We start from the raw sequence: 20,788 nt of genomic DNA, 5'->3' as shown, positions 1-20,788 counted from the left end.
TTCTTGTTTAATTTTTAACGGAAAATAAATCTATCCCAAAACTGCATTTTTGTCGATTTTGCGCTATGCTGTGCAACAATCTTTAATATCAATTTTTGTTGTATAGCTTACGTCTATGACTATTTCTCACATTGACCCCGAATATCAAGCAAACACGATTGAACCATCAGTTCAACAAGATTGGGAAAATCGTAAAGTCTTTAAAGTTGCCGACACTGTCGAAGGTAAACATCGCTACATCCTGTCAATGTTTCCTTACCCAAGTGGCAAGCTGCATATGGGGCATGTGCGTAACTATACAATTGGCGATGTGATTAGCCGTTTCTACCGTTTAAAAGGTGAAACCGTACTACAACCTATGGGTTGGGATGCATTCGGTTTACCTGCGGAAAACGCAGCAATTGCCCATAAAGTTGCTCCAGCAAAATGGACATTTGAAAACATTGCTTACATGCGTGATCAATTAAAAAAATTAGGTCTATCTGTAGACTGGGATCGCGAATTTGCAACTTGTACACCAGAATATTATCACTGGGAGCAATGGTTATTTGTTCAGCTTTATAAAAAAGGCCTAATCTACCGTAAACTTTCAACAGTAAACTGGGATCCTGTTGACCAAACTGTTTTAGCAAACGAGCAAGTTGAAAATGGTCGTGGCTGGCGCTCAGGTGCATTGGTTGAAAAACGCGATATTCCAATGTACTACTTCCGTATTACGGACTATGCACAAGAATTATTAGACGACCTAGACACCCTACAAGACGGCTGGCCTCAACAAGTGTTGACCATGCAACGTAATTGGATTGGTCGCTCTACAGGCATGGAAATTACTTTCCCATCTGCCAATACCGAAATTTATGCTGATGGCTTAACTGTTTATACAACACGTGCTGACACGCTAATGGGCGTGACATATGTTGCCGTTGCAGCAGAACACCCTCTTGCGCTTAAAGCTGCTGAAAACAACCCTGAATTGGCTGAATTTATTGAAGAGTGCCGCATGGGTTCAGTTGCAGAAGCAGACTTGGCAACAGCCGAGAAAAAAGGCATGGCAACTGGCTTGTTTGTAAAGCACCCTGTAACTGGTGAAGAGCTTCCTGTCTGGATCGCAAACTACGTATTAATGTCTTATGGTTCTGGCGCAGTTATGGCTGTACCGGCGCATGACGAACGTGATTTTGAATTTGCTAACAAGTTCAATTTGCCAATTAAGCAAGTGATTGATGCTAAAGGTGCTGACGATGCAGATTATTCTGCTACCGAGTGGCAAGAATGGTACGGTTCTAAAGAAGGTAAACTTGTTAACTCTGGCGAGTTTGACGGTCTAGAATTCCAAGCTGCATTCGATGCATTCCTTGCAAAATTAGAACCACAAGGTTTAGCAAATTCTAAAGTTCAATTCCGTTTACGTGACTGGGGTGTTTCTCGTCAACGTTACTGGGGTTGTCCAATTCCAATGATTAACTGTGATACTTGTGGTCAAGTCACAGTTCCAGAAGACCAGCTTCCGGTTGTATTACCAACTGACGTTGTTCCAGATGGTTCAGGTAATCCGCTTAATAAAATGCCTGAATTCTATGAAACTAAATGTCCTTGCTGTGGCGGCGATGCACGTCGTGAAACAGATACCTTGGATACTTTCGTAGAGTCATCTTGGTACTACGCACGCTATGCATCTCCAGACTTTACTGGCGGTATGGTTAAACCTGAAGCAGCTCAAAACTGGCTTCCTGTAAACCAATATATTGGTGGTGTTGAACACGCGATTCTCCACTTACTTTATGCACGTTTCTTCCATAAATTGATGCGTGATGAAGGTGTTGTACAAGGTAATGAGCCATTTACCAACTTGTTAACTCAAGGCATGGTGCTTGCAGATACATTCTATCGTGAAGCAGAAAATGGTAAGAAAACTTGGTTTAACCCTGCTGATATCGAATTAGAACGCGATGAAAAAGGTCGTATTGTTTCTGCAAAATATTCAGGTGATGGTCAAGAAGTTGTGATCGGCGGACAAGAAAAAATGTCTAAGTCGAAAAACAATGGTATCGACCCACAAGCGATTATTGATCAATACGGCGCAGACACAGCACGTGTATTTATGATGTTCGCTGCTCCACCAGATCAATCTTTAGAATGGTCTGATGCAGGTATCGAAGGTGCAAACCGTTTCTTAAAACGTGTGTGGCGCCTTGTGGCAAGCTTCCTTGAAAAAGGCAACCAAGCTTCTACAATTGATGCTGCTAACTTGTCTAAAGATGCTCAAGATTTACGTCGTAAAACTCACGAAACTATTCAAAAAGTAAGTGATGATATCGAACGTCGTCATGCATTCAATACTGCGATTGCTGCTTTGATGGAATTGTTAAATGCAAGCAATAAGTTTGAAGCAAAAGATGACAACGATGTTGCTGTAGAACGTGAAGCGATCACCACGCTGTTAACTTTACTTGCTCCATTTGCACCGCACTTAAGTCAAACATTATTGGCTCAGTTTGGTACGGATGTAACAGCAGCAACATTCCCTGAAGTCGATGCTTCTGCATTAACTCGTAATACGCAAACGATTGTTGTACAGGTTAACGGTAAACTTCGCGGTAAACTTGAAGTTTCTGTTGATATTTCTAAAGAAGATCTATTAGCTCAAGCTAAGGCCCTTCCAGAAGTTCAACAATTCTTAACAGGACCAACAAAGAAAGAAATTGTGGTTCCAAATAAATTAGTTAACCTCGTGGTTTAATTAAAGTTATTAATGAGAGGATCAAGCATGCACTTTGCCAAACGTTTAGCCGCTGTTGTTTTAACCTTAGGCCTTAGTGCAGGCTTAGTCGGGTGTGGATTTCATTTAAAAGGAACCAACCCGACTGCAACTCCGCTTGTTTATAAAAAGTTAAGCCTTGAGTTACCAGCTAAAACTGATGATTTAGAAACCCAGTTAAAAGTTTATTTGGCTGCAAATGGTGTTCAATTCAGTAATGATAATGATGCCTATGTACTCCGTGTTTTAGAGTACACACCACGTCGTCAGCTTTTAAACGGAAAACTAACGGAAGTATTATTACGCTTAACCGTAACCTTCCAGATTGAAGACCGTCAAGGTAACAAAATTACTGAACCACGTTCATTAACTGCATCTCGTAGTTATCAATATGATCTTGCAACGGTTAACACCGAAAATCAGCAAGAATCTTATTTACAACGTATTGTAATTGATGACATTGCACAACAAATTACTCGTCAGATTTCAGCAAACCGCTTACCAAAAGCTCAACCTTAATCTCCAGTTTTATCAGCAATGAAAATTGACTATTTGCAAGCATTAAAACGCATTCCGGAAGCACGGGGTGCGTGGATTTTACATGGCCAAGAACCTTTGCTGGAACAAAATTTATTAGATGCTTTTCGTAAAAGTTGGCAACAACAAGAAGTTGAAAGACAGCGCTACGATATTAGTAGTGTAAGCGACTGGAAAAATGTTTTTAACGCTCTTAACAGCTTATCTTTATTTTCTCAGCAGCTTGCCATTGAAGTACATGGCAATATAAAGCCTGACGCAAATGGGCTAAAACAACTTAAAAGTTATATCCAACATAATGAAACTAACTTACTTTTAATTGTTTTACCTAAACAAGATAGTAGTAGTTTAAAGTCTGCTTTTTTCCAAGTTGTTGAAGCAAATGGTGTTGTCGTTGCCCTTACGGCAAACTATCCGCAAGACCGCCAAAGAATTTTATCTGCCGAAGCAGAGAAACTTGAAATTCAACTTGATAATGATGCCTGGCAATGGCTCATGCAGCATCATGAACATAATTTGCTCGCAGCTAAAAATAGCTTGATGCGTGTAAGAGATACTTTTCCAGACCAGCAACTAATTCAAATTGAACAGTTGTATGCTTGTTTACAAGATCAGTCTCGTTACACCACTTATGATTTAAGCGATGCTTTATTAGAAGGTAATCTCGCTCAGTCCATTAAGATTTTTCAATATTTAATTGCAGCTGGTGAGCCAGAAAGTCTGATCTTATGGACACTAAGTAAAGAAATGCGTTTATTGATGCAATTATTTGAGCAGCCTCATAATGCATTACAACTTGGTATCTGGAAAACAAAGGTTGGTTTATATCAACAAGCTTTAAGAAGATTAAATCCTCAACAGTTTTTAGGCTGGTCTACCCTTCTATTGCAAGTAGATGCAGCAATTAAAGGAATGTCGAATGAAAATGCCCAACATTTGATGCAGCAAGCGATTGCTGAATTATGTGGGAAAACACTATTTATACAATAATTCGGCCGAATCATTTTTCTTCATTCCTGAAATATCATAAAAATTCACGTTTTATCCTCATTTCGCTTTTATACTAAATTAAATTTTAAACTTTTCGACCTCTCACCATGCCAAAAATAAAGCCAATCAAACTTGTTATTATCATCGTCTGTATAGCCATTATTGCTGTATTAGCTTGGAAATTTTTAAAGCCTAAAGAGCAGCAGCCTCAATATATTACAGCTGAGGTAACACGCGGAGATATTGAAAATAATGTCCTTGCAACAGGTACACTTGATGCAACCAAACTGATTAGTGTGGGTGCACAGGTATCTGGTCAGGTCAAAAAGATGTATGTACAGTTGGGCGATCAAGTGAAACAAGGTCAACTTATCGCACAAATTGACTCAACCACCCAAGAAAATAGTTTAAAAACTTCTGATGCGAATATTAAAAATTTAGAAGCGCAGCGCCTTCAACAAGTTGCTTCTTTAAATGAAAAACAACTTGAATACCGCCGTCAGCAACAAATGTATGCGCAAGATGCAACACCTCGTGCAGATTTAGAATCGGCTGAGGCAAGCTATAAAACAGCTCAAGCACAAATCAAAGCATTAGATGCGCAAATCGAATCTGCAAAAGTGACAAGATCTACGGCGCAAACCAATATTGGTTACACACGTATTGTTGCTCCAACCGATGGTACGGTTGTCGCGATTGTGACCGAAGAAGGCCAAACTGTAAACGCAAACCAAAGCGCTCCAACAATTGTCAAAATTGCAAAACTACAAAACATGACGATTAAGGCGCAGGTGAGTGAAGCTGACATTATGAAAGTTGAAAAAGGACAACAGGTTTACTTTACAACTTTAGGTGATGAAACTAAGCGCTATGCAACATTACGTCAGATTGAACCAGCTCCAGACTCAATTTCTAGCGAATCAACAAGTACAACAAGCTCAACAACCAGTTCAGCTGTTTACTATAATGCGTTATTCGATGTGCCAAATACTGATGGTAAATTGCGTATTGATATGACAGCACAAGTTTATATCGTATTAGATTCAGCTAAAAATGCCCTGCTCGTTCCTTCATCAGCACTGAGTTCTAAACAATTTTCAGGCCAAAGAAAATCTGGTCAATCTACAGATAAAGCTGCTTCGACTCCAAATACAGAAAGAAAAAATTCAGGTAGTGGTGTTCGTTTAGAACGTTTAAATTTAACTGCTGAACAAAAACAACTGGTTGAGCAAGGTAAATTAACGTTAAGTGTTGTACGTGTATTACAAGCCGATGGCACAACTAAACCGACTCAGATTTTGGTAGGTATTAACAACCGTGTAAATGCGCAAGTTCTTGCGGGCTTAAAACAAGGTGATCAAGTTGTGATTGCCGATAGTGCAGATACTTCTGCTGCATCAGCAAATAGTAGTAATAACCGTCGCCGTAGTGGCCCAATGGGAATGTAAGCATGACAAAACAAGCTTTGCTTGAAGTCAGCAATCTAGTCCGGGAATTCCCTGCTGGCGAAAGCACGATACAAATTTTAAAAGGCATTGACCTGACCATTTATGAAGGTGAACTGGTTGCCATTGTCGGCCAGTCTGGTTCTGGTAAATCGACCCTCATGAATATTCTGGGTTGTTTGGACCGACCTACGAGTGGTAGTTACAAAGTTAATGGACAAGAAACAGGTAAACTTGAGCCAGATCAACTCGCTCGACTACGCCGTGAATATTTTGGTTTTATTTTCCAGCGCTACCATTTATTGGGTGATTTATCTGCTGAAGGTAACGTAGAAGTTCCAGCTGTTTATGCAGGTGTTACCCCTTCTGAACGTAAACAACGCGCAACGGCTTTACTGACCGAATTAGGTTTAGGTACTAAAACCCTCAATAGACCAAGCCAACTTTCTGGTGGTCAGCAGCAACGTGTTTCTATTGCCCGTGCGCTGATGAATGGCGGAGACGTTATTCTGGCAGATGAACCAACAGGGGCGCTTGACTCTCATAGTGGTGTTGAGGTGATGCGTATTTTGCGTGAACTCAATGCCGCAGGTCACACTATTATTTTAGTCACCCACGATATGCAAGTTGCAAAAAATGCGACTCGCATTATCGAGATTAGTGACGGAGAAATTATTAGTGACCGCCCTAATGTTCCAGATCAAGCAGCTGAACCAATCAAATCTGATCCTGATGCAGCGCCTGCTTTGCAAGGTAAACAGAAGAAAGGCAAAAGTATTTCTGCATGGCGCTCTACTTTAGATCGTTTATCTGAAGCCTTTCAAATGGCTTTACTGTCTATGAATGCCCACCGCATGCGTACTTTTTTAACCATGCTTGGGATTATCATTGGTATTGCATCGGTTGTTACAGTTGTCGCATTAGGTAAAGGCTCTCAACAGCAAATTTTAAGCAATATTAGCAGTCTGGGAACAAATACGATTACGGTATTTCAGGGCCGTGGTTTTGGTGACAACTCTAAAACTGCAAGTTTTAAAACCTTGGTGCCTGCCGATGCCGATGCGTTAATGACTCAACCGTATGTCAGTGCAGTCAGCCCAATCGTTAGTACATCCAAAACCATGCGTTACCAACAAAATGAAGCGAACGCGACCATTAATGGTGTGAGTAATGATTATTTCGATGTGAAAGGTTTGGTCTTTAAAGATGGACAAACTTTTGATCAACGTAGTGTTCGTGATCGCTCACAGGATGTGGTCATTGATACTAATACTCAAAAGCAGTTCTTTAGTGACGGTACCAACCCTATTGGTCAAGTAGTGTTACTCGGTAGTGTACCTGCTCGTATTATTGGGGTTGTAGAACCGCAAACGAGCGGCATGGGCTCAGATGACACTTTAAATGTCTATATGCCTTATACAACCGTGATGAGCCGTATGTTAGGACAATCTAATGTACGTAATATCGTGGTTCGTATTAATGACAAATATTCAACTGCTGCCGCAGAAAATGCGATTGTGAATTTATTAACCCAGCGCCATGGTGCACAAGATATTTTCACCATGAACAGTGACAGTATCCGTCAGACTATTGAGAAAACAACCAGCACGATGACCCTTCTGGTTTCAGCAATTGCCGTAATTTCATTGGTCGTTGGTGGTATCGGGGTAATGAATATTATGTTGGTTTCGGTGACTGAACGTACTCAGGAAATTGGCGTACGTATGGCCGTAGGTGCGCGTCAAAGTGATATTTTGCAGCAATTCCTAATTGAAGCAATTTTGGTGTGTTTAATTGGTGGTGTGCTTGGCGTCTTACTATCGCTTGGCCTTGGACAACTCATTAATAAATTTGCTGGCGGTAACTTTAGCGTGGCTTATTCAAGCACTTCTATTATTGCAGCATTTGTCTGTTCAACACTGATTGGGGTCGTTTTTGGTTTCTTACCAGCCAAGAATGCCGCGAAACTTGACCCTGTTGCCGCACTATCTCGAGAATAAGGAAAATTGCATGTCTTTCTCTATGACTAAACTCAGCACAGCACTTCTTCTCACAAGTTCTCTTGTAGGATGTGCAGCTGTAGTAAAAACACCTTATGAAACACCTGCAGTACAAGTTCCGGGTAGTTTTCAGTATGACACAACAAAAACAAAAACCATGTCTGCCAATCAATATTCTGACCGTTGGTGGACACTCTTTAACGACGCACAGCTCAATCAGCTTGTAAGCAATGTATTAGAGCGTAACAGTGATTTAGCAGTTGCAGGTATTGCTTTAAAGCAAGCCCGTCTACAAGCTGATTTAACCGCTAATAAGCAAGGCTTGCGAACTAGCTCTAGTGTTTCTACTGGACATTCTTTCGATTTAAATTCGGGAGATGACAGCGCTAATGGTCTTTCCATGAGTGCGGGAGTAAGCTATGAGCTTGATTTGTTTGGCAAGCTTGCACGCCAAACCGAAGCAAGTAAATGGGAAGCTTTAGCGACAGAACAAGATTTACAAGCTACTGGGCAAAGTTTAATTGCAACTACTGCCAAACTTTATTGGCAACTGGGTTATTTAAATGAGCGTTATACAACCGCACAGCAAAGTCTAGCAACCTCTCAAAAGCTTTATGACTTGGTACAGATTCAATATAAAGCTGGTGCCGTTTCCGGTGTAGATCTGACTCAAGCAGAACAGTCGGTACAGAGTCAAAAAGCGAGTTTAAGTCAGATTGAACAACAACTGGTTGAAACACGCACAGCCATTGCAGTGTTATTGCATGAACCATTGCAGCAATTAAACATTCAAGAGCCAAAGCGTTTACCATGCACTGCTCTACCTGCAATTGGTGCTGGTTTACCTGCCGATATTTTATCGCGCCGTCCTGATTTGCAAGCAAGTGAGCTACGCTTAAGAAAAGCATTAGCGACTAAAGATGCTACTAAGGCGAGCTACTACCCGTCGATTAGCTTAACCAGCAGTCTAGGCTCAAGCAGCACATCGTTAACAGAGTTATTACGAAACCCTGCTCTCACGCTTGGTGCAAGTTTAAGCTTACCGTTTTTGCAATATAACGATATGAAGAAAGATATCGCGATTAGCAATCTGGATTATGAAAAAGCGATTATTCAATATCGTCAAACGCTTTATCAGGCTTTTGCTGATGTAGAAAATGCTTTATCGAGTCGTACAGAACTCGACAAACAAGTAGTGTTACAGGAGCGTAATGTTGAACTTGCAGAAAAAACTGAACGTTTAACCGAAGTCCGTTACCGTTATGGTGCTGTCGCATTAAAAACACTTCTTGATGCTCAGCAAACCACACGTACTGCACGGTTAAGCCTCGTTGAAACCAAGCAAAGCCAATACAACGCGTATGTCACCCTCATGCAAGCTTTAGGTGGTTCACCTGTAAAAGAACTTCCTCAGTAACTTGCGCCCATAAAAAAGCCGTAGTCCTTCAACTACGGCTTTTTTTATGCCTGAATAAATTTCGAAACTTATTCATCATCCATCATAGATTGGCTCATACCTACAGTATTGAAACCAGCATCCACATATAGAATTTCACCAGTAATACCTGAAGCCCAAGGTGAGCATAGGAATAATGCTGCGTTACCTACTTCTTCAATGGTTACGTTACGTTTTAATGGCGCAACTTTTTCATTAGCATCTAACATTTTACGGAAAGATTTAATACCAGAAGCAGCCAAAGTACGGATTGGACCCGCAGAAATCGCGTTTACACGGATACCATCAACGCCAAGGCTTGATGCTAAATAGCGAACACCAGCTTCTAAAGACGCTTTTGCCATACCCATAACGTTATAGTTAGGCATAACACGCTCAGAACCTTGGTAAGTCAAAGTCAATAAACAACCTTGACGAGCTTGTAATAGAGGTTTTGCAGCACGTGCCATTGCAACAAAGCTGTATGCACTGATGTCATGAGCAACTTTAAAACCTTCACGGTCAGTCACGTCAGTAAAATCACCATCAAGTGTATGTGCAGGTGCGAAGCCAATTGAGTGTACAACACCGTCTACACCATCCCAATGTTTTGCAAGTTCTGCAAATGCATTATCAATTTCAGCATCAACAGCAACATCACATGGAAACACAAGCTTAGAACCGAATTGCTCAGCAAATTCATCCACACGTTTTTTTAATTTTTCGTTTGGATAAGTAAACGCAAGCTCTGCACCTTCACGATGTAATGCTTGGGCAATACCAAAAGCAATTGATAATTTACTAGCAACGCCTGCAATCAAAAAGCGCTTACCTGCTAAAAGTCCTTGTGTCATGCCGATCTCACTCAAAACAATTTCAAGCATAATGCCAATATTCGGCGGTTTTCGAAATTGCATAATGCATCTTTTTTCAAAAATCGCACGAAAAAAAATCGCTCCTGATAAGGAGCGACTTCTAGATGAATTCAATCTTAGTCGTCAGACAGTAAGCCTAGTAAACGTAAGAAAGAAATATACATCCACACTAAAGTTGCAAGTAATGCGATACCACACAACCATTCCATGAATTTTGGTGCACGATAAGCTGCATTAGTTTCAATTAAATCAAAATCTAAAATCAGGTTAAGTGAAGCAATGACAGCGACAAATGCAGCAAAACCAATACCTAACCAGTTACTTTCAAAAATATAAGGAACGCTTGAACCAAAAGCTAAACGCATGACCATCTGCACGATAAATACAATAAAGATTGCCAAAGATGCAGAGATTACAACTGACTTAAACTTTTCAGTTGCGCGGATAATTTGGAATTTATATAAACCAAACATCACCAAAGTGGTGACAAAGGTCGCTAATAAAGCCTGAAGTGGAACACCTGGGTATTTCAACTGGAAAGTAAACGAAATACCACCTAAAAAAGCCCCTTCAAATAAGGCATACGGAATTGCCAATGTTGGCGCAGTCGTTGGTTTAAAGGTTGTAATTAAAGCTAAAACCAAGCCACCGATTGCACCCACAATTGAAGCTGCGTAAGCAATACCAACATTTACAGTAAAGGCTGCATAGAAAAATAAAGCGACACCCACCGCAGCTGCAATGACCGTCAACATAACAGATTTTTGAATCGCACCTTGCACAGTCATCGGTTGACTATAGTCACTGACCGTTTCAACGCGAGTCAGTATCGGGTTATTACTTTGCATAAATGCTCTCTTTTTATAATAAAAATTTAAAACATCATTTTAAGCAAAATGAATATGAAAGCCAAATCAGGCGATCGGCATTATTGTAACAATGTCCTTTATACAATAAAAAAGGAGGCATAAGCCTCCTTTCATATCACGTCTACAATGTAATCAATCTTTACCATCAGTATTCATAATAAAGAAATATTCGCGGTAATATTTCAACTCTGAAATTGAGTCACGAATATCATCCATTGCCAAATGAGATGCATTCTTTTTCAGGCCACTCATAATTTCAGGGCGCCAGCGTTTTGAAAGCTCTTTTACCGTAGATACATCAAGATTACGATAGTGGAAATACTGCTCAAGTTCAGGCATAAGACGGTGTAAGAAACGGCGATCCTGACAGATTGAATTGCCGCACATTGGTGAAACTTTTGGATTCACCCATTTTTTTAGGAATTCTAAAGTTTGTAACTCAGCATCACGGGCTGTTAACTTACTGCGACGAACTCGTTCAATCAGACCAGACTGCCCATGTTGACGAGTGTTCCATTCATCCATTGCATTTAAAATACGATCAGGTTGATGAATAGCCAAAACTGGACCTTCGGCAAGTACATTTAAATGATCATCTGTAATAATTGTTGCGATTTCAATAATTTGATCATTATCGGTATCTAATCCGGTCATTTCCAGATCAATCCAAATTAATCGTGTATTTAAAGTACTGCTCATGAATGTACGTTCTAAAATGCCGTAAAAACATCAATAGTAGCAAATTTCTTGCTTCCGCGCTGTAATTCTATAGCTGCTTCATGCTATTTTTGCGGTCTTCAAACAATGGTTTTTTTGGGATATGAATGGCTTTAATTCGTAAGCGTCGTTTAACTGAACAACAGCAACGTCGTATTGAAAAACAGCATAAAACTCGCCAAGAAGAGATCGATACTTCACAGGATCTAGACGGACTCGTTGTACAACATTATGGCCGTCAACTTGAAGTACAAGCCCTCTCTGTGCCTGAACATCACCCAGAAAAACCACAAGTTGCCGAAGGAGAACCAGAACCATTCTGGAAGCCGATCGAGCTCGATAGTGTTTGGCGTTGCCATACTCGAACTAATCTTGAGTTACTTGTAACTGGTGATCGTGTTAAATGGCAGGCAGACCCAAATACGGGTTTAGGCATTATTACAGCCATTCACCCACGTACATCTTTACTTACCCGCCCTGACCGCTATCACAAAGTTAAACCAGTGGCCGCAAATATCAGTTTGATTGTGATTGTATTTTCACCGCTTCCTGAACCCGCTCCAACGCTCATCGATCGATATTTAGTTGCTTGTGCAGATGCAAACATTCCCGCTCTTTTGGTCCTCAATAAGTCTGATTTACTCACTGAAAATGACCCAATTCTTACCCTATTAGAAGAATATAAAACGTTGGGTTATGAGGTGATGATTTGTCAGTCCAAGAAGGGAGATATCTCTGCTTTATCTGAGCGTTTAGATGGTGAAACCGTAGCATTTGTAGGGCAATCAGGTGTAGGAAAAAGCTCTTTAATTAATGTGCTCATTCCAGATGCAGAGCAAAAAACTAATGTTATTTCTGAAAACTCTGCACTTGGACAACATACGACAACCTCTACGCGCTTAATCAACTTCGGTAAAAATGGTGCCTTAATTGATTCTCCGGGAATTCGTGAGTTTGGGCTTTGGCATCTCGATTTAGAAAAAATTCGTATGGGCTTTCCTGACATTGCAGCACATCTAGGATCTTGCCAATTCCGTAATTGCACACATACTCATGAAAAGAATTGTGGGCTTAAACAGGCCGTTGAAGCGGGTGAAATTTTGCCACGACGACTAGATAGCTTTTTGCGTTTAATCGATGAGATTCAAGAAGCGCAGCAAAAAAACTGATTTTCTGCCCTATTTGCCCTTGAAGTGGTGATTTTGATCACCATCTATATACGCTATACTCTAGGTCAATTTTGTTTTTTAATTTTTTTAGGTGACTTGTGGAACGCTGGTTAGAGTTTATGGGGAATCACCCCATTTTGTTTGGTACGCTCGGAGTCTTGATCGTGTTGTTCTTCATTTTTGAAGGTCAACGTAATGGTCGTAAAATTTCTCCACAGTCGCTTGGTATTTTAGTGAAAGCGAAAAATGCTCTTTTGATTGACTTACGCGATAGCAAAGATTTCCGCGAAGGTCACATTAGTGGCAGTCGCAATATTCCATATAGCCAAATCGCAAGTCATGCTGACGAATTAAAAGCAAGTGACCGTCCATTGGTATTTATTTGCAACTTGGGGCAAGTTGCTGGAAGTGCTTTGCAAAAAGTTGCTCACCACGATAGCTATCGTCTTGATGGTGGTATCAGTAACTGGAAAGCACAAGGCTTACCTCTTGTTAAAAGCAAACCAAAAGCTTAAGGAGAATTATCATGGCTGCAAATGTCATTGTTTACTCAACTTCTGTATGCCCGTATTGTGTTCGTGCTAAACAGTTACTTGAGCGTAAAGGTGTTGCTTATAAAGAAGTAAATCTTTCTGTTGAAGCACCAGAAGTACGTGTTGAATTAATGCAACGCACAAATCATCGTACTGTCCCACAAATTTTCATTAACGATCAGTTTATCGGTGGTTTTGACCAACTTTATGCTTTAGAGCGTGAAGGTAAACTCGACGAATTATTGGCTTAACATCGCATCCATATTAAGGAAAAAACAATGAGCGAAGAACAACAAGTTCAACCACAATTAGCTTTAGAGCGTATTTATACAAAAGATATTTCTTTTGAGGTTCCAGGGGCGCAGGTTTTTACTAAACAATGGCAACCCGAACTTAATATCAATCTTTCTTCTGCTGCAGAAAAGATTGACCCAACTCACTTTGAAGTTTCTTTAAAAGTTGTGGTACAAGCCGATAACGACAACGAAACAGCGTTCATTGTAGATGTAACTCAATCAGGTATTTTCTTGATCGACAACATTGAAGAAGAGCGTTTACCTTATATTTTAGGCGCATACTGCCCAAATATTTTGTTCCCGTTCTTACGTGAAGCTGTAAATGATTTAGTAACTAAAGGTAGCTTCCCACAGTTACTTCTTACTCCAATCAACTTTGATGCAGAGTTTGAAGCTAATATGCAACGTGCTCAAGCTGCTGCTGTTGAAGGTCAAGCTTAATTTTTTTAGCTTCTCCTTTTAATAAAAAAACCGCGTATTACGCGGTTTTTTTATGTGTGCTATTTAGATTAGTGAGTGAAGCTGAATAGACGGAAACTGGAAGCCACGGCAAGATAACTCTGAACGCCATGCTACGGTTAATATCATATTGCCAGCAATAAAATTTTGATAAGCAAATGTACCATTCAGTGGATGAGAACAGACTCCTCCCTGATCTGTAGGATGTGCCTGAGTATTTAACGTATTTAAATCTAAACGTATACCTAGTCCTGAGGCTTTTAAAACAGCTTCTTTAATGGTCCAGACTTTGAACCAATATTCTCTATCTTGTTCTAAGCTTAGCCATGTTTCATATTCATCGGGATGAAAGGCATGTTTTGCTAGAGCATCTAGGCGTACATTCCGATCAAGTTCCTCAACATCCACACCAATATCTTTAACATGTTCGCTCATGGCTAAAGCGTAGTATTGTTGGCTATGTGAGTGATTAAAATGCAAAGTGTGATTCAATAAATAAGGTTTACCATGTTCATGCTTGGCAAACTCTAACTCCGTTGAAGTGAGTTGTAGTTTCTCTGCAATCAGTTTATTTTTAACATTCTGTATTTGTTGTTTTTTATAATGATTAAATGTACGGAAGTCGGGAAAATCTTGTTGTTCTTTATTTAAAAACTTATTAAGTTTTACTATATAAACATCTATATATTTACTATTCATCCTATTAATCCGAACCCTTCATAACTCAAAGCTAAAATTAACAACGTGCCTATAAATTATTAGCTAATAAAATAAAAAACCCAAAGAAAACTTTGGGTTTTTGGACATTAAAAAACTTAACGGTTAAATTTTTTCTCTGCTTTCTTAAATTTCTGAATATAACGACGACGACGTGCAGCAGTACGTTCATCAACCTGACTCTTACGACCTTCAAATGGGTTTTCAGAAGTTTTAAAGTCAATACGAACTGGCGTACCTTCAAGTTTATATACTTTACGGAACACGTTTTCTAAGTAACGGCGATAATCGGCAGGTGTCTTATCAACCTTATTACCATGGATGACGATAGTCGGTGGGTTCTGTCCACCCATATGCGCATAACGCATTTTAATACGACGACCGCTAATCATTGGCGGTTGATGAGCTTCTGTCGCATCACTCAAAATTTGAGTCAATTTAGCTGGTGATACTTTTAAGTTCGCAGACTCGTAAGCACGGTGGATAGAAGGATATAAATCACCTACCCCAGTTCCATGTAAAGCAGAAATTAAATGGATTTTTGCCCATGGAATAAAGTCAAAACGACGCTCAACATCAAGCTTACATTGCTTGCGGTCGTATTCAGACATGTTATCCCATTTGTTGATGGCAATAACCATGGCACGACCAGCTTCAAGTGCATAGCCAATTAAATGTAAGTCTTGCTCAACAATACCTTCACGCGCATCGACTACAACCACTACAACATGTGCATCTTTCATGGCTTGCAAAGTTTTAACAATTGAGAACTTCTCAATCATTTCATCAACTTTACCTTTACGACGCACACCTGCTGTATCAATTAAAGTGTATTTACGTCCTTCACGCTCAAAAGGAATGTAAATAGAGTCACGAGTTGTTCCTGGTTGGTCAAATGCCACCACACGGTCTTCACCAAGCAAACGGTTGACCAGTGTTGACTTACCAACGTTAGGACGACCAATAATTGCTAAACGTAAACCAGTATCTTTGTCATGCTCTTCTGGATTTTCATCTTCTGGAACTTCTGCAAGTACATCTTCCAGCATTTGCTGTACACCACGACCATGGCTAGCGGCAACTTGTAATGGTTCACCCATACCAAGTTTGTAGAACTCAACCAAAGCTGCTTCAGCATGAACACCATCTACCTTGTTCGCAACAAGATAAATTTTCTTGCCTAAAGTACGTAGTTCACGAGCAATTTGCTCATCAGAAGCTAACAATCCAGCACGAGCATCAACCACAAAAATAATAATATCTGCTTCGTTGATCGCTGTTTTTGACTGCTCGGCCATGTAGTTATCGATACCGCCTTCGCTCTCACCGATACCACCAGTATCAACAACAATGAAAGACTTATTTTGATAAGTCGCATCACCATATTTACGGTCACGAGTCAGACCCGCGAAGTCGGCTACAAGTGCATCACGACTCTTGGTAATCTGGTTAAATAACGTTGATTTTCCGACATTCGGACGACCAATGAGCGCAATAACGGGTTTCATACAATAACCTTAATTCAAGACCAGCCATATCTCATGGCATGAGCATTAGAAACAATACAGGAGATATATTTTAAGGTCAGATATGACCATAATAAAAGACGGGGCTTTGAACTGATTTAATTCAAACACCCCGATATTTTTTAACAGCGTAATTTGTTAAGCGGCTATTTTAGCACAAGCAAACGAAATTAACGATTCTGCCAAATACTTAAATCGCCTTTTCTGGTCGAAACGTAAAGTTGGTTCTCAATAACACGTAATGTATTGACCTCACCACTTGTTTTTGAACGACCAATCAGCTTACCTGTTGCAGGATCAACAAGATGTAATACGCCATCTAAATCACCAACAATAAGGTCCGATCCCAACACAACAGGGTTACTTAAATGACGGTTTAATAAACTATCATTTTGCCAAACTTGTTCGCCTGTCGTTAAATCATAAGCAGTTAACTTACCATCAGTTGATGAAACAAATACTTTATTGTCATAAACTTCCGGACGCTTTGTGCTGCTTGAATCTTCACTCCAAACTACACGTTGAGAAGCTAGATCCGTTACAGTCACTTGTCCTTGGAAACTAGTAGTTACCATAAACTGTCCAGCAACAGTAGGATCGCCATCGATATCAATCAAACGTTGAATATCAGAACGACCTTCACTTACCGCAACACGACGTTGGAAACGTGGAATACCACTAATTGTATCAATTGCATAAACATAAGCATTCGCAGATGCGATTAATACGGTACGTGGGTCAAGGCTCACAGGTGATGCTTGACCACGTAAACTAAATTGGACATTTGGTAATTTATAAGCCCAAACTTGCTGGCCTGAAGCAGCATCATGCGCAAATACAGTACCGTCGTTTGCAATCGTAATCACGCGTCCAGACTGAACTAAAGAAGGACTTAATAGTGCACCAGATAACTGCGCAGTCCACTTTTGTTCACCTGTTGCCTGATCTAAAGCAAAAAGTTGGCCTTTACTATTACCAACAACAACAATTCCCTCAGCAGCTTCCACTCCAGAGCTCAAGCCTAATTTGCTGACTTTTTTCTCCCAAATGCGTTGCTTGCCACGATATGCAGCGACCTCACCTTTTGGGTCAAGCGTAAAGACCACGCCCTCACTTGCATCAAGCTGCAAACGTAACGGATCTGCCTTATCTGTAGAAGAAACACTGCGCGAAAACACGGGTACTAGAGTCTTTTTCGACTCAGTCAATTTCGGTAGTGGATTTGGTTTTGCTTCTTTTACTTTGTTGCTAGAACATCCCACCAGTACAGCTGATGCGATTGCAATTGCCAAAGGCAGTTTGAATTTCTGATTCATTAAGACTCTTCCACCTGTGTTTCCAAAATTGGGCGCTCAATCTGTGGATCTTCAACTAAAACGCCAACACTTTCGAGTTTAATTTGTAAAATTTGTCGTTCTTGTTTACGTTCCAGTAACGAATCCCATGCAGCTTGATACGCTTTTTTAGCAGAATCAATATCTTTCTTAGCAACAAAGATATCGCCACGTAACTCTTCTACTGTTGCTTTAAACGCAGGATCGACGTTACCAGACAAAGTTTTCAGTGCTTCATCATATTTGTTTTGCGCCAATTGTGCATCTGCTAAACGCAATTTTACAACCTGAATCAAACCTTCATCTTTTACTTTTGAATTTTCGACTTTCTTCAATGCTTTTTCAGCAGCAGCATAGTCTTGTTTTTCATAAGCTAATTTTGCTAATACAAACTGAGTCTGTATCGCCTGAACAGAATCGATATCATCTTTTACGATTTTATCTGCCGATGCTGTTACCGAACTTAAGGCATTAGGATTATCAGCACTTGCATTTGCTTCATCCATTAACTGCTGTACTTTTGCAGTTTCTGTCTGGCTGCTCGCAAGATTTCTTTTTTGCCAGTATTCCCACCCAAAAAAGGCAATCAATGCAATGAGAATCCCGCTAATCATGGCAGAACCATATTTTTTGGCGAACGACTTTAAGCTGTCGAATTGTTCTTCATCACTTAAGCTCATGTGATTGTCCTTTTCCAGATGTTTCAGTTTATTTTGTAAATTTTTCGATTAAGAATGGTACAAGCTCAGCCAGCGCAACTTGAGATTGCTCAGCTGTTGCTAACTCTTTGATAGCAAGCTGCTGTGCTTCCCATTCACGCTCACCTAAAATCATGGCGTAAACAGCCCCAGCCTGATCAGCTTTTTTCATCTGACTCTTCATGCTGCCTTGTGAACCTGTTTTGATTCGAATACTGCTATTTGCAGCTTCTAACTGGTCACGTAATTGCTCCGCTAAAATCAAAGCTTTAGTTTGATAAGCAGGTTCTGCAACCAAGAAGACTTCACAATCACGAATAACTTGAGCCTGTTCAACCTGCTCAACCAGAAGCAATAAGCGCTCCATCCCCATCCCAAAGCCAACAGCAGGTACAGATTGATCCGGCTTACCTTTTAGCTGACCAACTAAACCGTCGTAGCGACCACCGCCACACACAGTACCTTGCGAACCAAGTGCAGTTGTTGTCCATTCAAAAACGGTTTTGTTGTAATAGTCCAGACCACGCACCAATTTTTGATTAATGACAAATTTAACACCCGCAGCAGTCAAACAATCTTGTAATTGTTGGAAGTGACTTAAACTATCTTCTTTCAAGAAGTCATATAATTTCGGCGCATTTTCTAGAATTTTCTGAGTCGATTCAATTTTAGAATCTAAAATACGTAATGGATTTGTTGTTAAACGACGCTGTGAGTCTTCATCCAACGCATCTTTATGCTCGTTTAAAAACGCAACTAAAGCATTACGATACTCTGTACGCTCATCTTTTTCACCCAAAGTATTCAACTCAAGTTGAACCATGTGATCAACGCCCATACGTTTCCATAAGCGAGCTGTCATCAAGATAACTTCAGCTTCAATATCAGGAGTCGCAACACCGAAAGTTTCTACACCAAATTGGTGGAACTGACGGTAACGTCCTTTTTGTGGCTTCTCATAACGGAACATAGGTCCCATATACCACACGCGTGGCGTAGCACCGCGCAACAAATTATGTTCTACCAAAGCACGAACACAACCTGCTGTACCCTCCGGACGTAAGGTTAATGACTCTGGTGGATTGCCTTTATCGAAAAAGGTATACATTTCTTTTTCAACAATATCGGTAGCATCACCAATAGCACGTTTAAACAAGCCCGTTTGTTCAACGATCGGCAAACGAATTTGTTGATATCCATAAGCATCCATTAAAGATGCTAAATGTTGCTCGAGACGTCTCCACGCTACTGTTTGCGTTGGCAAGATGTCATTAAAACCTTTGATTGCGACGATTGAACTCATGATGAACTACGAATAATTTCTTTAGATTTAGCTTCTTCAAGCTCTTGGACACGTTGACGAACCATTGTTTCGATTTCATCAACCAATTGATCGGTATCGATTAAATGGCTTTTTTCACCATTACGATAAACCAATGAGCGAGGCGCAGCCCCAACAACCCCGATGTCAGCTTCTTTTGCTTCACCCGGACCATTTACTTTACAGCCAATTACCGACACATCCATTGGAGTACGAATATCTTCTAAACGCTCTTCCAATGCTTGCATTACCTGAATAACATTAAATTCTTGGCGAGAGCAACTTGGGCAAGCAATAAAGTTAATCCCGTTAGAGCGAAGCCCTAGCGACTTTAAAATATCAAAACCAATCTTGATTTCATCTTCCGGTTCGGCTGCAAGCGAAATACGCATCGTATCGCCAATACCCTCCATCAACAATCCGCCAAGGGCAATCGCTGACTTCACAGTACCTGTACGGTAAATACCAGCTTCAGTCACACCTAAATGTAAGGGGTTATCAATTTGTTTTGAGAGTAAACGATAAGCATCCATGGTTAAAAACACATTTGATGCTTTTACGCTGACTTTAAATTCATGGAAGTTGAGACGATCTAAAATATCAATATGACGTAGTGCTGATTCGAGCAGCGCCTCACCAGTAGGTTCGCCATATTTCTTTTGTAAATCTTTTTCTAGAGAACCCGCATTGACCCCAATACGCATAGAAATGCCATGATGACGCGCCGCAGCAACGACTTCACGCACTTTCTGATCTGAGCCGATATTACCTGGGTTAATACGTAAACAGTCTGCACCATAATCTGCAACAGCTAGAGCAATTCTATGGTCAAAGTGAATATCAGCCACTAATGGAACTGAAACACGTTTACGGATCGCGCCAAATGCCTCAGCAGCCTCCATAGATGGGACCGAAACACGCATAATATCAGCACCTGCATCAACGCAACGCTCAATTTGAGCAACGGTTGCATCGACATCGCAAGTTTCGGTATTTGTCATACTTTGCACACTAATAGGTGCATCGCCACCGACATACACCGAACCAACACGGATTTTGCGTGTTGGTCGACGTTTAATTGGGTTCTCTATCATTGTATCGCTCAACTC

Annotated in this window: 19 protein-coding genes; 10 read left to right on the top strand and 9 right to left on the bottom strand. The window is 40.4% G+C overall.

Annotated features, from left to right (window positions below; translation table 11 throughout):
- Positions 1-115 precede the first annotated feature (115 nt).
- The 6 genes from leuS (at position 116) to HJG58_RS01220 (ending at position 9,147) form a co-directional block, all read left to right on the top strand.
- Positions 116-2,740 carry a leucine--tRNA ligase gene (gene leuS, locus HJG58_RS01245; protein WP_170247649.1) on the top strand — a complete coding sequence of 875 codons (2,625 nt, stop codon included), beginning with the start codon at positions 116-118 and terminating at the stop codon, positions 2,738-2,740.
- A gap of 27 nt (positions 2,741-2,767) precedes the next feature.
- Complete coding sequence (locus HJG58_RS01240) at positions 2,768-3,277, top strand: LPS-assembly lipoprotein LptE (protein ID WP_002115142.1); 510 nt, start codon at positions 2,768-2,770, stop codon at positions 3,275-3,277.
- Between the two features lie 18 nt (positions 3,278-3,295).
- Positions 3,296-4,285, top strand: coding sequence for a DNA polymerase III subunit delta (gene holA / locus HJG58_RS01235; RefSeq protein ID WP_017398822.1), 990 nt, complete (start codon positions 3,296-3,298; stop codon positions 4,283-4,285).
- A 107-nt stretch (positions 4,286-4,392) separates the two neighbouring features.
- Complete coding sequence (locus HJG58_RS01230) at positions 4,393-5,733, top strand: MacA family efflux pump subunit (RefSeq protein WP_170247648.1); 1,341 nt, start codon at positions 4,393-4,395, stop codon at positions 5,731-5,733.
- A gap of 2 nt (positions 5,734-5,735) precedes the next feature.
- Positions 5,736-7,730, top strand: coding sequence for a MacB family efflux pump subunit (locus tag HJG58_RS01225; RefSeq protein WP_002114873.1), 1,995 nt, complete (start codon positions 5,736-5,738; stop codon positions 7,728-7,730).
- Positions 7,731-7,752: 22 nt separating this feature from the next.
- A complete protein-coding gene (locus tag HJG58_RS01220; protein WP_170247705.1) occupies positions 7,753-9,147 on the top strand; it encodes an efflux transporter outer membrane subunit in 1,395 nt (464 codons plus the stop codon).
- A 68-nt stretch (positions 9,148-9,215) separates the two neighbouring features.
- On the opposite strand, the gene HJG58_RS01215 is transcribed toward HJG58_RS01220, so the two are convergent.
- The 3 genes from HJG58_RS01215 to orn all read right to left on the bottom strand — a co-directional run bounded on the left by HJG58_RS01215 (position 9,216) and on the right by orn (position 11,608).
- On the bottom strand, positions 9,216-10,019 hold the full coding sequence (locus HJG58_RS01215) for an enoyl-ACP reductase FabI (protein WP_031944198.1): 804 nt from the start codon (positions 10,017-10,019) through the stop codon (positions 9,216-9,218).
- A 137-nt stretch (positions 10,020-10,156) separates the two neighbouring features.
- Positions 10,157-10,888, bottom strand: coding sequence for a Bax inhibitor-1/YccA family protein (locus HJG58_RS01210; RefSeq protein ID WP_170247647.1), 732 nt, complete (start codon positions 10,886-10,888; stop codon positions 10,157-10,159).
- 153 nt (positions 10,889-11,041) lie between these two features.
- Positions 11,042-11,608 carry an oligoribonuclease gene (orn, locus tag HJG58_RS01205; protein WP_000099436.1) on the bottom strand — a complete coding sequence of 189 codons (567 nt, stop codon included), beginning with the start codon at positions 11,606-11,608 and terminating at the stop codon, positions 11,042-11,044.
- A gap of 125 nt (positions 11,609-11,733) precedes the next feature.
- Here orn and rsgA point away from each other — a divergent pair, with 125 nt between their 5' ends.
- From rsgA to secB, 4 genes are all read left to right on the top strand, one after another.
- The gene (rsgA, locus tag HJG58_RS01200) at positions 11,734-12,795 is read left to right on the top strand and encodes a ribosome small subunit-dependent GTPase A (RefSeq protein ID WP_033849397.1); all 1,062 of its coding nucleotides are present in this window, start codon (positions 11,734-11,736) and stop codon (positions 12,793-12,795) included.
- A 98-nt stretch (positions 12,796-12,893) separates the two neighbouring features.
- Positions 12,894-13,310 carry a rhodanese-like domain-containing protein gene (locus tag HJG58_RS01195; RefSeq protein ID WP_000443006.1) on the top strand — a complete coding sequence of 139 codons (417 nt, stop codon included), beginning with the start codon at positions 12,894-12,896 and terminating at the stop codon, positions 13,308-13,310.
- 11 nt (positions 13,311-13,321) lie between these two features.
- Complete coding sequence (grxC, locus tag HJG58_RS01190) at positions 13,322-13,579, top strand: glutaredoxin 3 (protein ID WP_002114715.1); 258 nt, start codon at positions 13,322-13,324, stop codon at positions 13,577-13,579.
- Positions 13,580-13,606: 27 nt separating this feature from the next.
- Positions 13,607-14,065 (top strand): protein-export chaperone SecB, encoded by a 459-nt coding sequence (gene secB / locus HJG58_RS01185; protein WP_002115005.1) that lies wholly within the window; start codon positions 13,607-13,609, stop codon positions 14,063-14,065.
- 63 nt (positions 14,066-14,128) lie between these two features.
- On the opposite strand, the gene HJG58_RS01180 is transcribed toward secB, so the two are convergent.
- From HJG58_RS01180 to ispG, 6 genes are all read right to left on the bottom strand, one after another.
- Positions 14,129-14,782, bottom strand: coding sequence for a 4'-phosphopantetheinyl transferase family protein (locus tag HJG58_RS01180; RefSeq protein ID WP_170247646.1), 654 nt, complete (start codon positions 14,780-14,782; stop codon positions 14,129-14,131).
- A gap of 116 nt (positions 14,783-14,898) precedes the next feature.
- Positions 14,899-16,308 (bottom strand): ribosome biogenesis GTPase Der, encoded by a 1,410-nt coding sequence (gene der, locus HJG58_RS01175; protein WP_005066184.1) that lies wholly within the window; start codon positions 16,306-16,308, stop codon positions 14,899-14,901.
- A 188-nt stretch (positions 16,309-16,496) separates the two neighbouring features.
- Positions 16,497-17,642 (bottom strand): outer membrane protein assembly factor BamB, encoded by a 1,146-nt coding sequence (gene bamB / locus HJG58_RS01170; protein ID WP_017385738.1) that lies wholly within the window; start codon positions 17,640-17,642, stop codon positions 16,497-16,499.
- Positions 17,642-18,340, bottom strand: a complete 699-nt coding sequence (locus HJG58_RS01165) for a YfgM family protein (RefSeq protein ID WP_170247645.1) — start codon at positions 18,338-18,340, stop codon at positions 17,642-17,644. Before HJG58_RS01165 ends, bamB begins: the two co-directional genes overlap by 1 nt.
- 28 nt (positions 18,341-18,368) lie before the next feature.
- Positions 18,369-19,661 (bottom strand): histidine--tRNA ligase, encoded by a 1,293-nt coding sequence (gene hisS, locus HJG58_RS01160; protein ID WP_170247644.1) that lies wholly within the window; start codon positions 19,659-19,661, stop codon positions 18,369-18,371.
- Positions 19,658-20,773 carry a flavodoxin-dependent (E)-4-hydroxy-3-methylbut-2-enyl-diphosphate synthase gene (ispG, locus tag HJG58_RS01155; protein ID WP_002115078.1) on the bottom strand — a complete coding sequence of 372 codons (1,116 nt, stop codon included), beginning with the start codon at positions 20,771-20,773 and terminating at the stop codon, positions 19,658-19,660. Before ispG ends, hisS begins: the two co-directional genes overlap by 4 nt.
- Positions 20,774-20,788: the final 15 nt, after the last annotated feature.

Source organism: Acinetobacter geminorum (genome assembly GCF_013009345.1).
In the GTDB taxonomy this organism is placed as follows: Bacteria; Pseudomonadota; Gammaproteobacteria; order Pseudomonadales; family Moraxellaceae; genus Acinetobacter; species Acinetobacter geminorum.
The sequence above is the reverse complement of the archived record's forward strand: the minus strand, read 5'-3'. Positions and strand labels throughout refer to the sequence as shown.

Bases quoted from the DNA above. Each gene is read 5' to 3' on its own strand.
- leuS (WP_170247649.1), top strand. From the start codon at position 116: ATGACTATTTCTCACATTGACCCCGAATATCAAGCAAACACGATTGAA.
- HJG58_RS01240 (WP_002115142.1), top strand. From the start codon at position 2,768: ATGCACTTTGCCAAACGTTTAGCCGCTGTTGTTTTAACCTTAGGCCTT.
- holA (WP_017398822.1), top strand. From the start codon at position 3,296: ATGAAAATTGACTATTTGCAAGCATTAAAACGCATTCCGGAAGCACGG.
- HJG58_RS01230 (WP_170247648.1), top strand. From the start codon at position 4,393: ATGCCAAAAATAAAGCCAATCAAACTTGTTATTATCATCGTCTGTATA.
- HJG58_RS01225 (WP_002114873.1), top strand. From the start codon at position 5,736: ATGACAAAACAAGCTTTGCTTGAAGTCAGCAATCTAGTCCGGGAATTC.
- HJG58_RS01220 (WP_170247705.1), top strand. From the start codon at position 7,753: ATGACTAAACTCAGCACAGCACTTCTTCTCACAAGTTCTCTTGTAGGA.
- HJG58_RS01215 (WP_031944198.1), bottom strand. From the start codon at position 10,019: ATGACACAAGGACTTTTAGCAGGTAAGCGCTTTTTGATTGCAGGCGTT.
- HJG58_RS01210 (WP_170247647.1), bottom strand. From the start codon at position 10,888: ATGCAAAGTAATAACCCGATACTGACTCGCGTTGAAACGGTCAGTGAC.
- orn (WP_000099436.1), bottom strand. From the start codon at position 11,608: ATGAGCAGTACTTTAAATACACGATTAATTTGGATTGATCTGGAAATG.
- rsgA (WP_033849397.1), top strand. From the start codon at position 11,734: ATGGCTTTAATTCGTAAGCGTCGTTTAACTGAACAACAGCAACGTCGT.
- grxC (WP_002114715.1), top strand. From the start codon at position 13,322: ATGGCTGCAAATGTCATTGTTTACTCAACTTCTGTATGCCCGTATTGT.
- secB (WP_002115005.1), top strand. From the start codon at position 13,607: ATGAGCGAAGAACAACAAGTTCAACCACAATTAGCTTTAGAGCGTATT.
- HJG58_RS01180 (WP_170247646.1), bottom strand. From the start codon at position 14,782: ATGAATAGTAAATATATAGATGTTTATATAGTAAAACTTAATAAGTTT.
- der (WP_005066184.1), bottom strand. From the start codon at position 16,308: ATGAAACCCGTTATTGCGCTCATTGGTCGTCCGAATGTCGGAAAATCA.
- bamB (WP_017385738.1), bottom strand. From the start codon at position 17,642: ATGAATCAGAAATTCAAACTGCCTTTGGCAATTGCAATCGCATCAGCT.
- HJG58_RS01165 (WP_170247645.1), bottom strand. From the start codon at position 18,340: ATGAGCTTAAGTGATGAAGAACAATTCGACAGCTTAAAGTCGTTCGCC.
- hisS (WP_170247644.1), bottom strand. From the start codon at position 19,661: ATGAGTTCAATCGTCGCAATCAAAGGTTTTAATGACATCTTGCCAACG.
- ispG (WP_002115078.1), bottom strand. From the start codon at position 20,773: ATGATAGAGAACCCAATTAAACGTCGACCAACACGCAAAATCCGTGTT.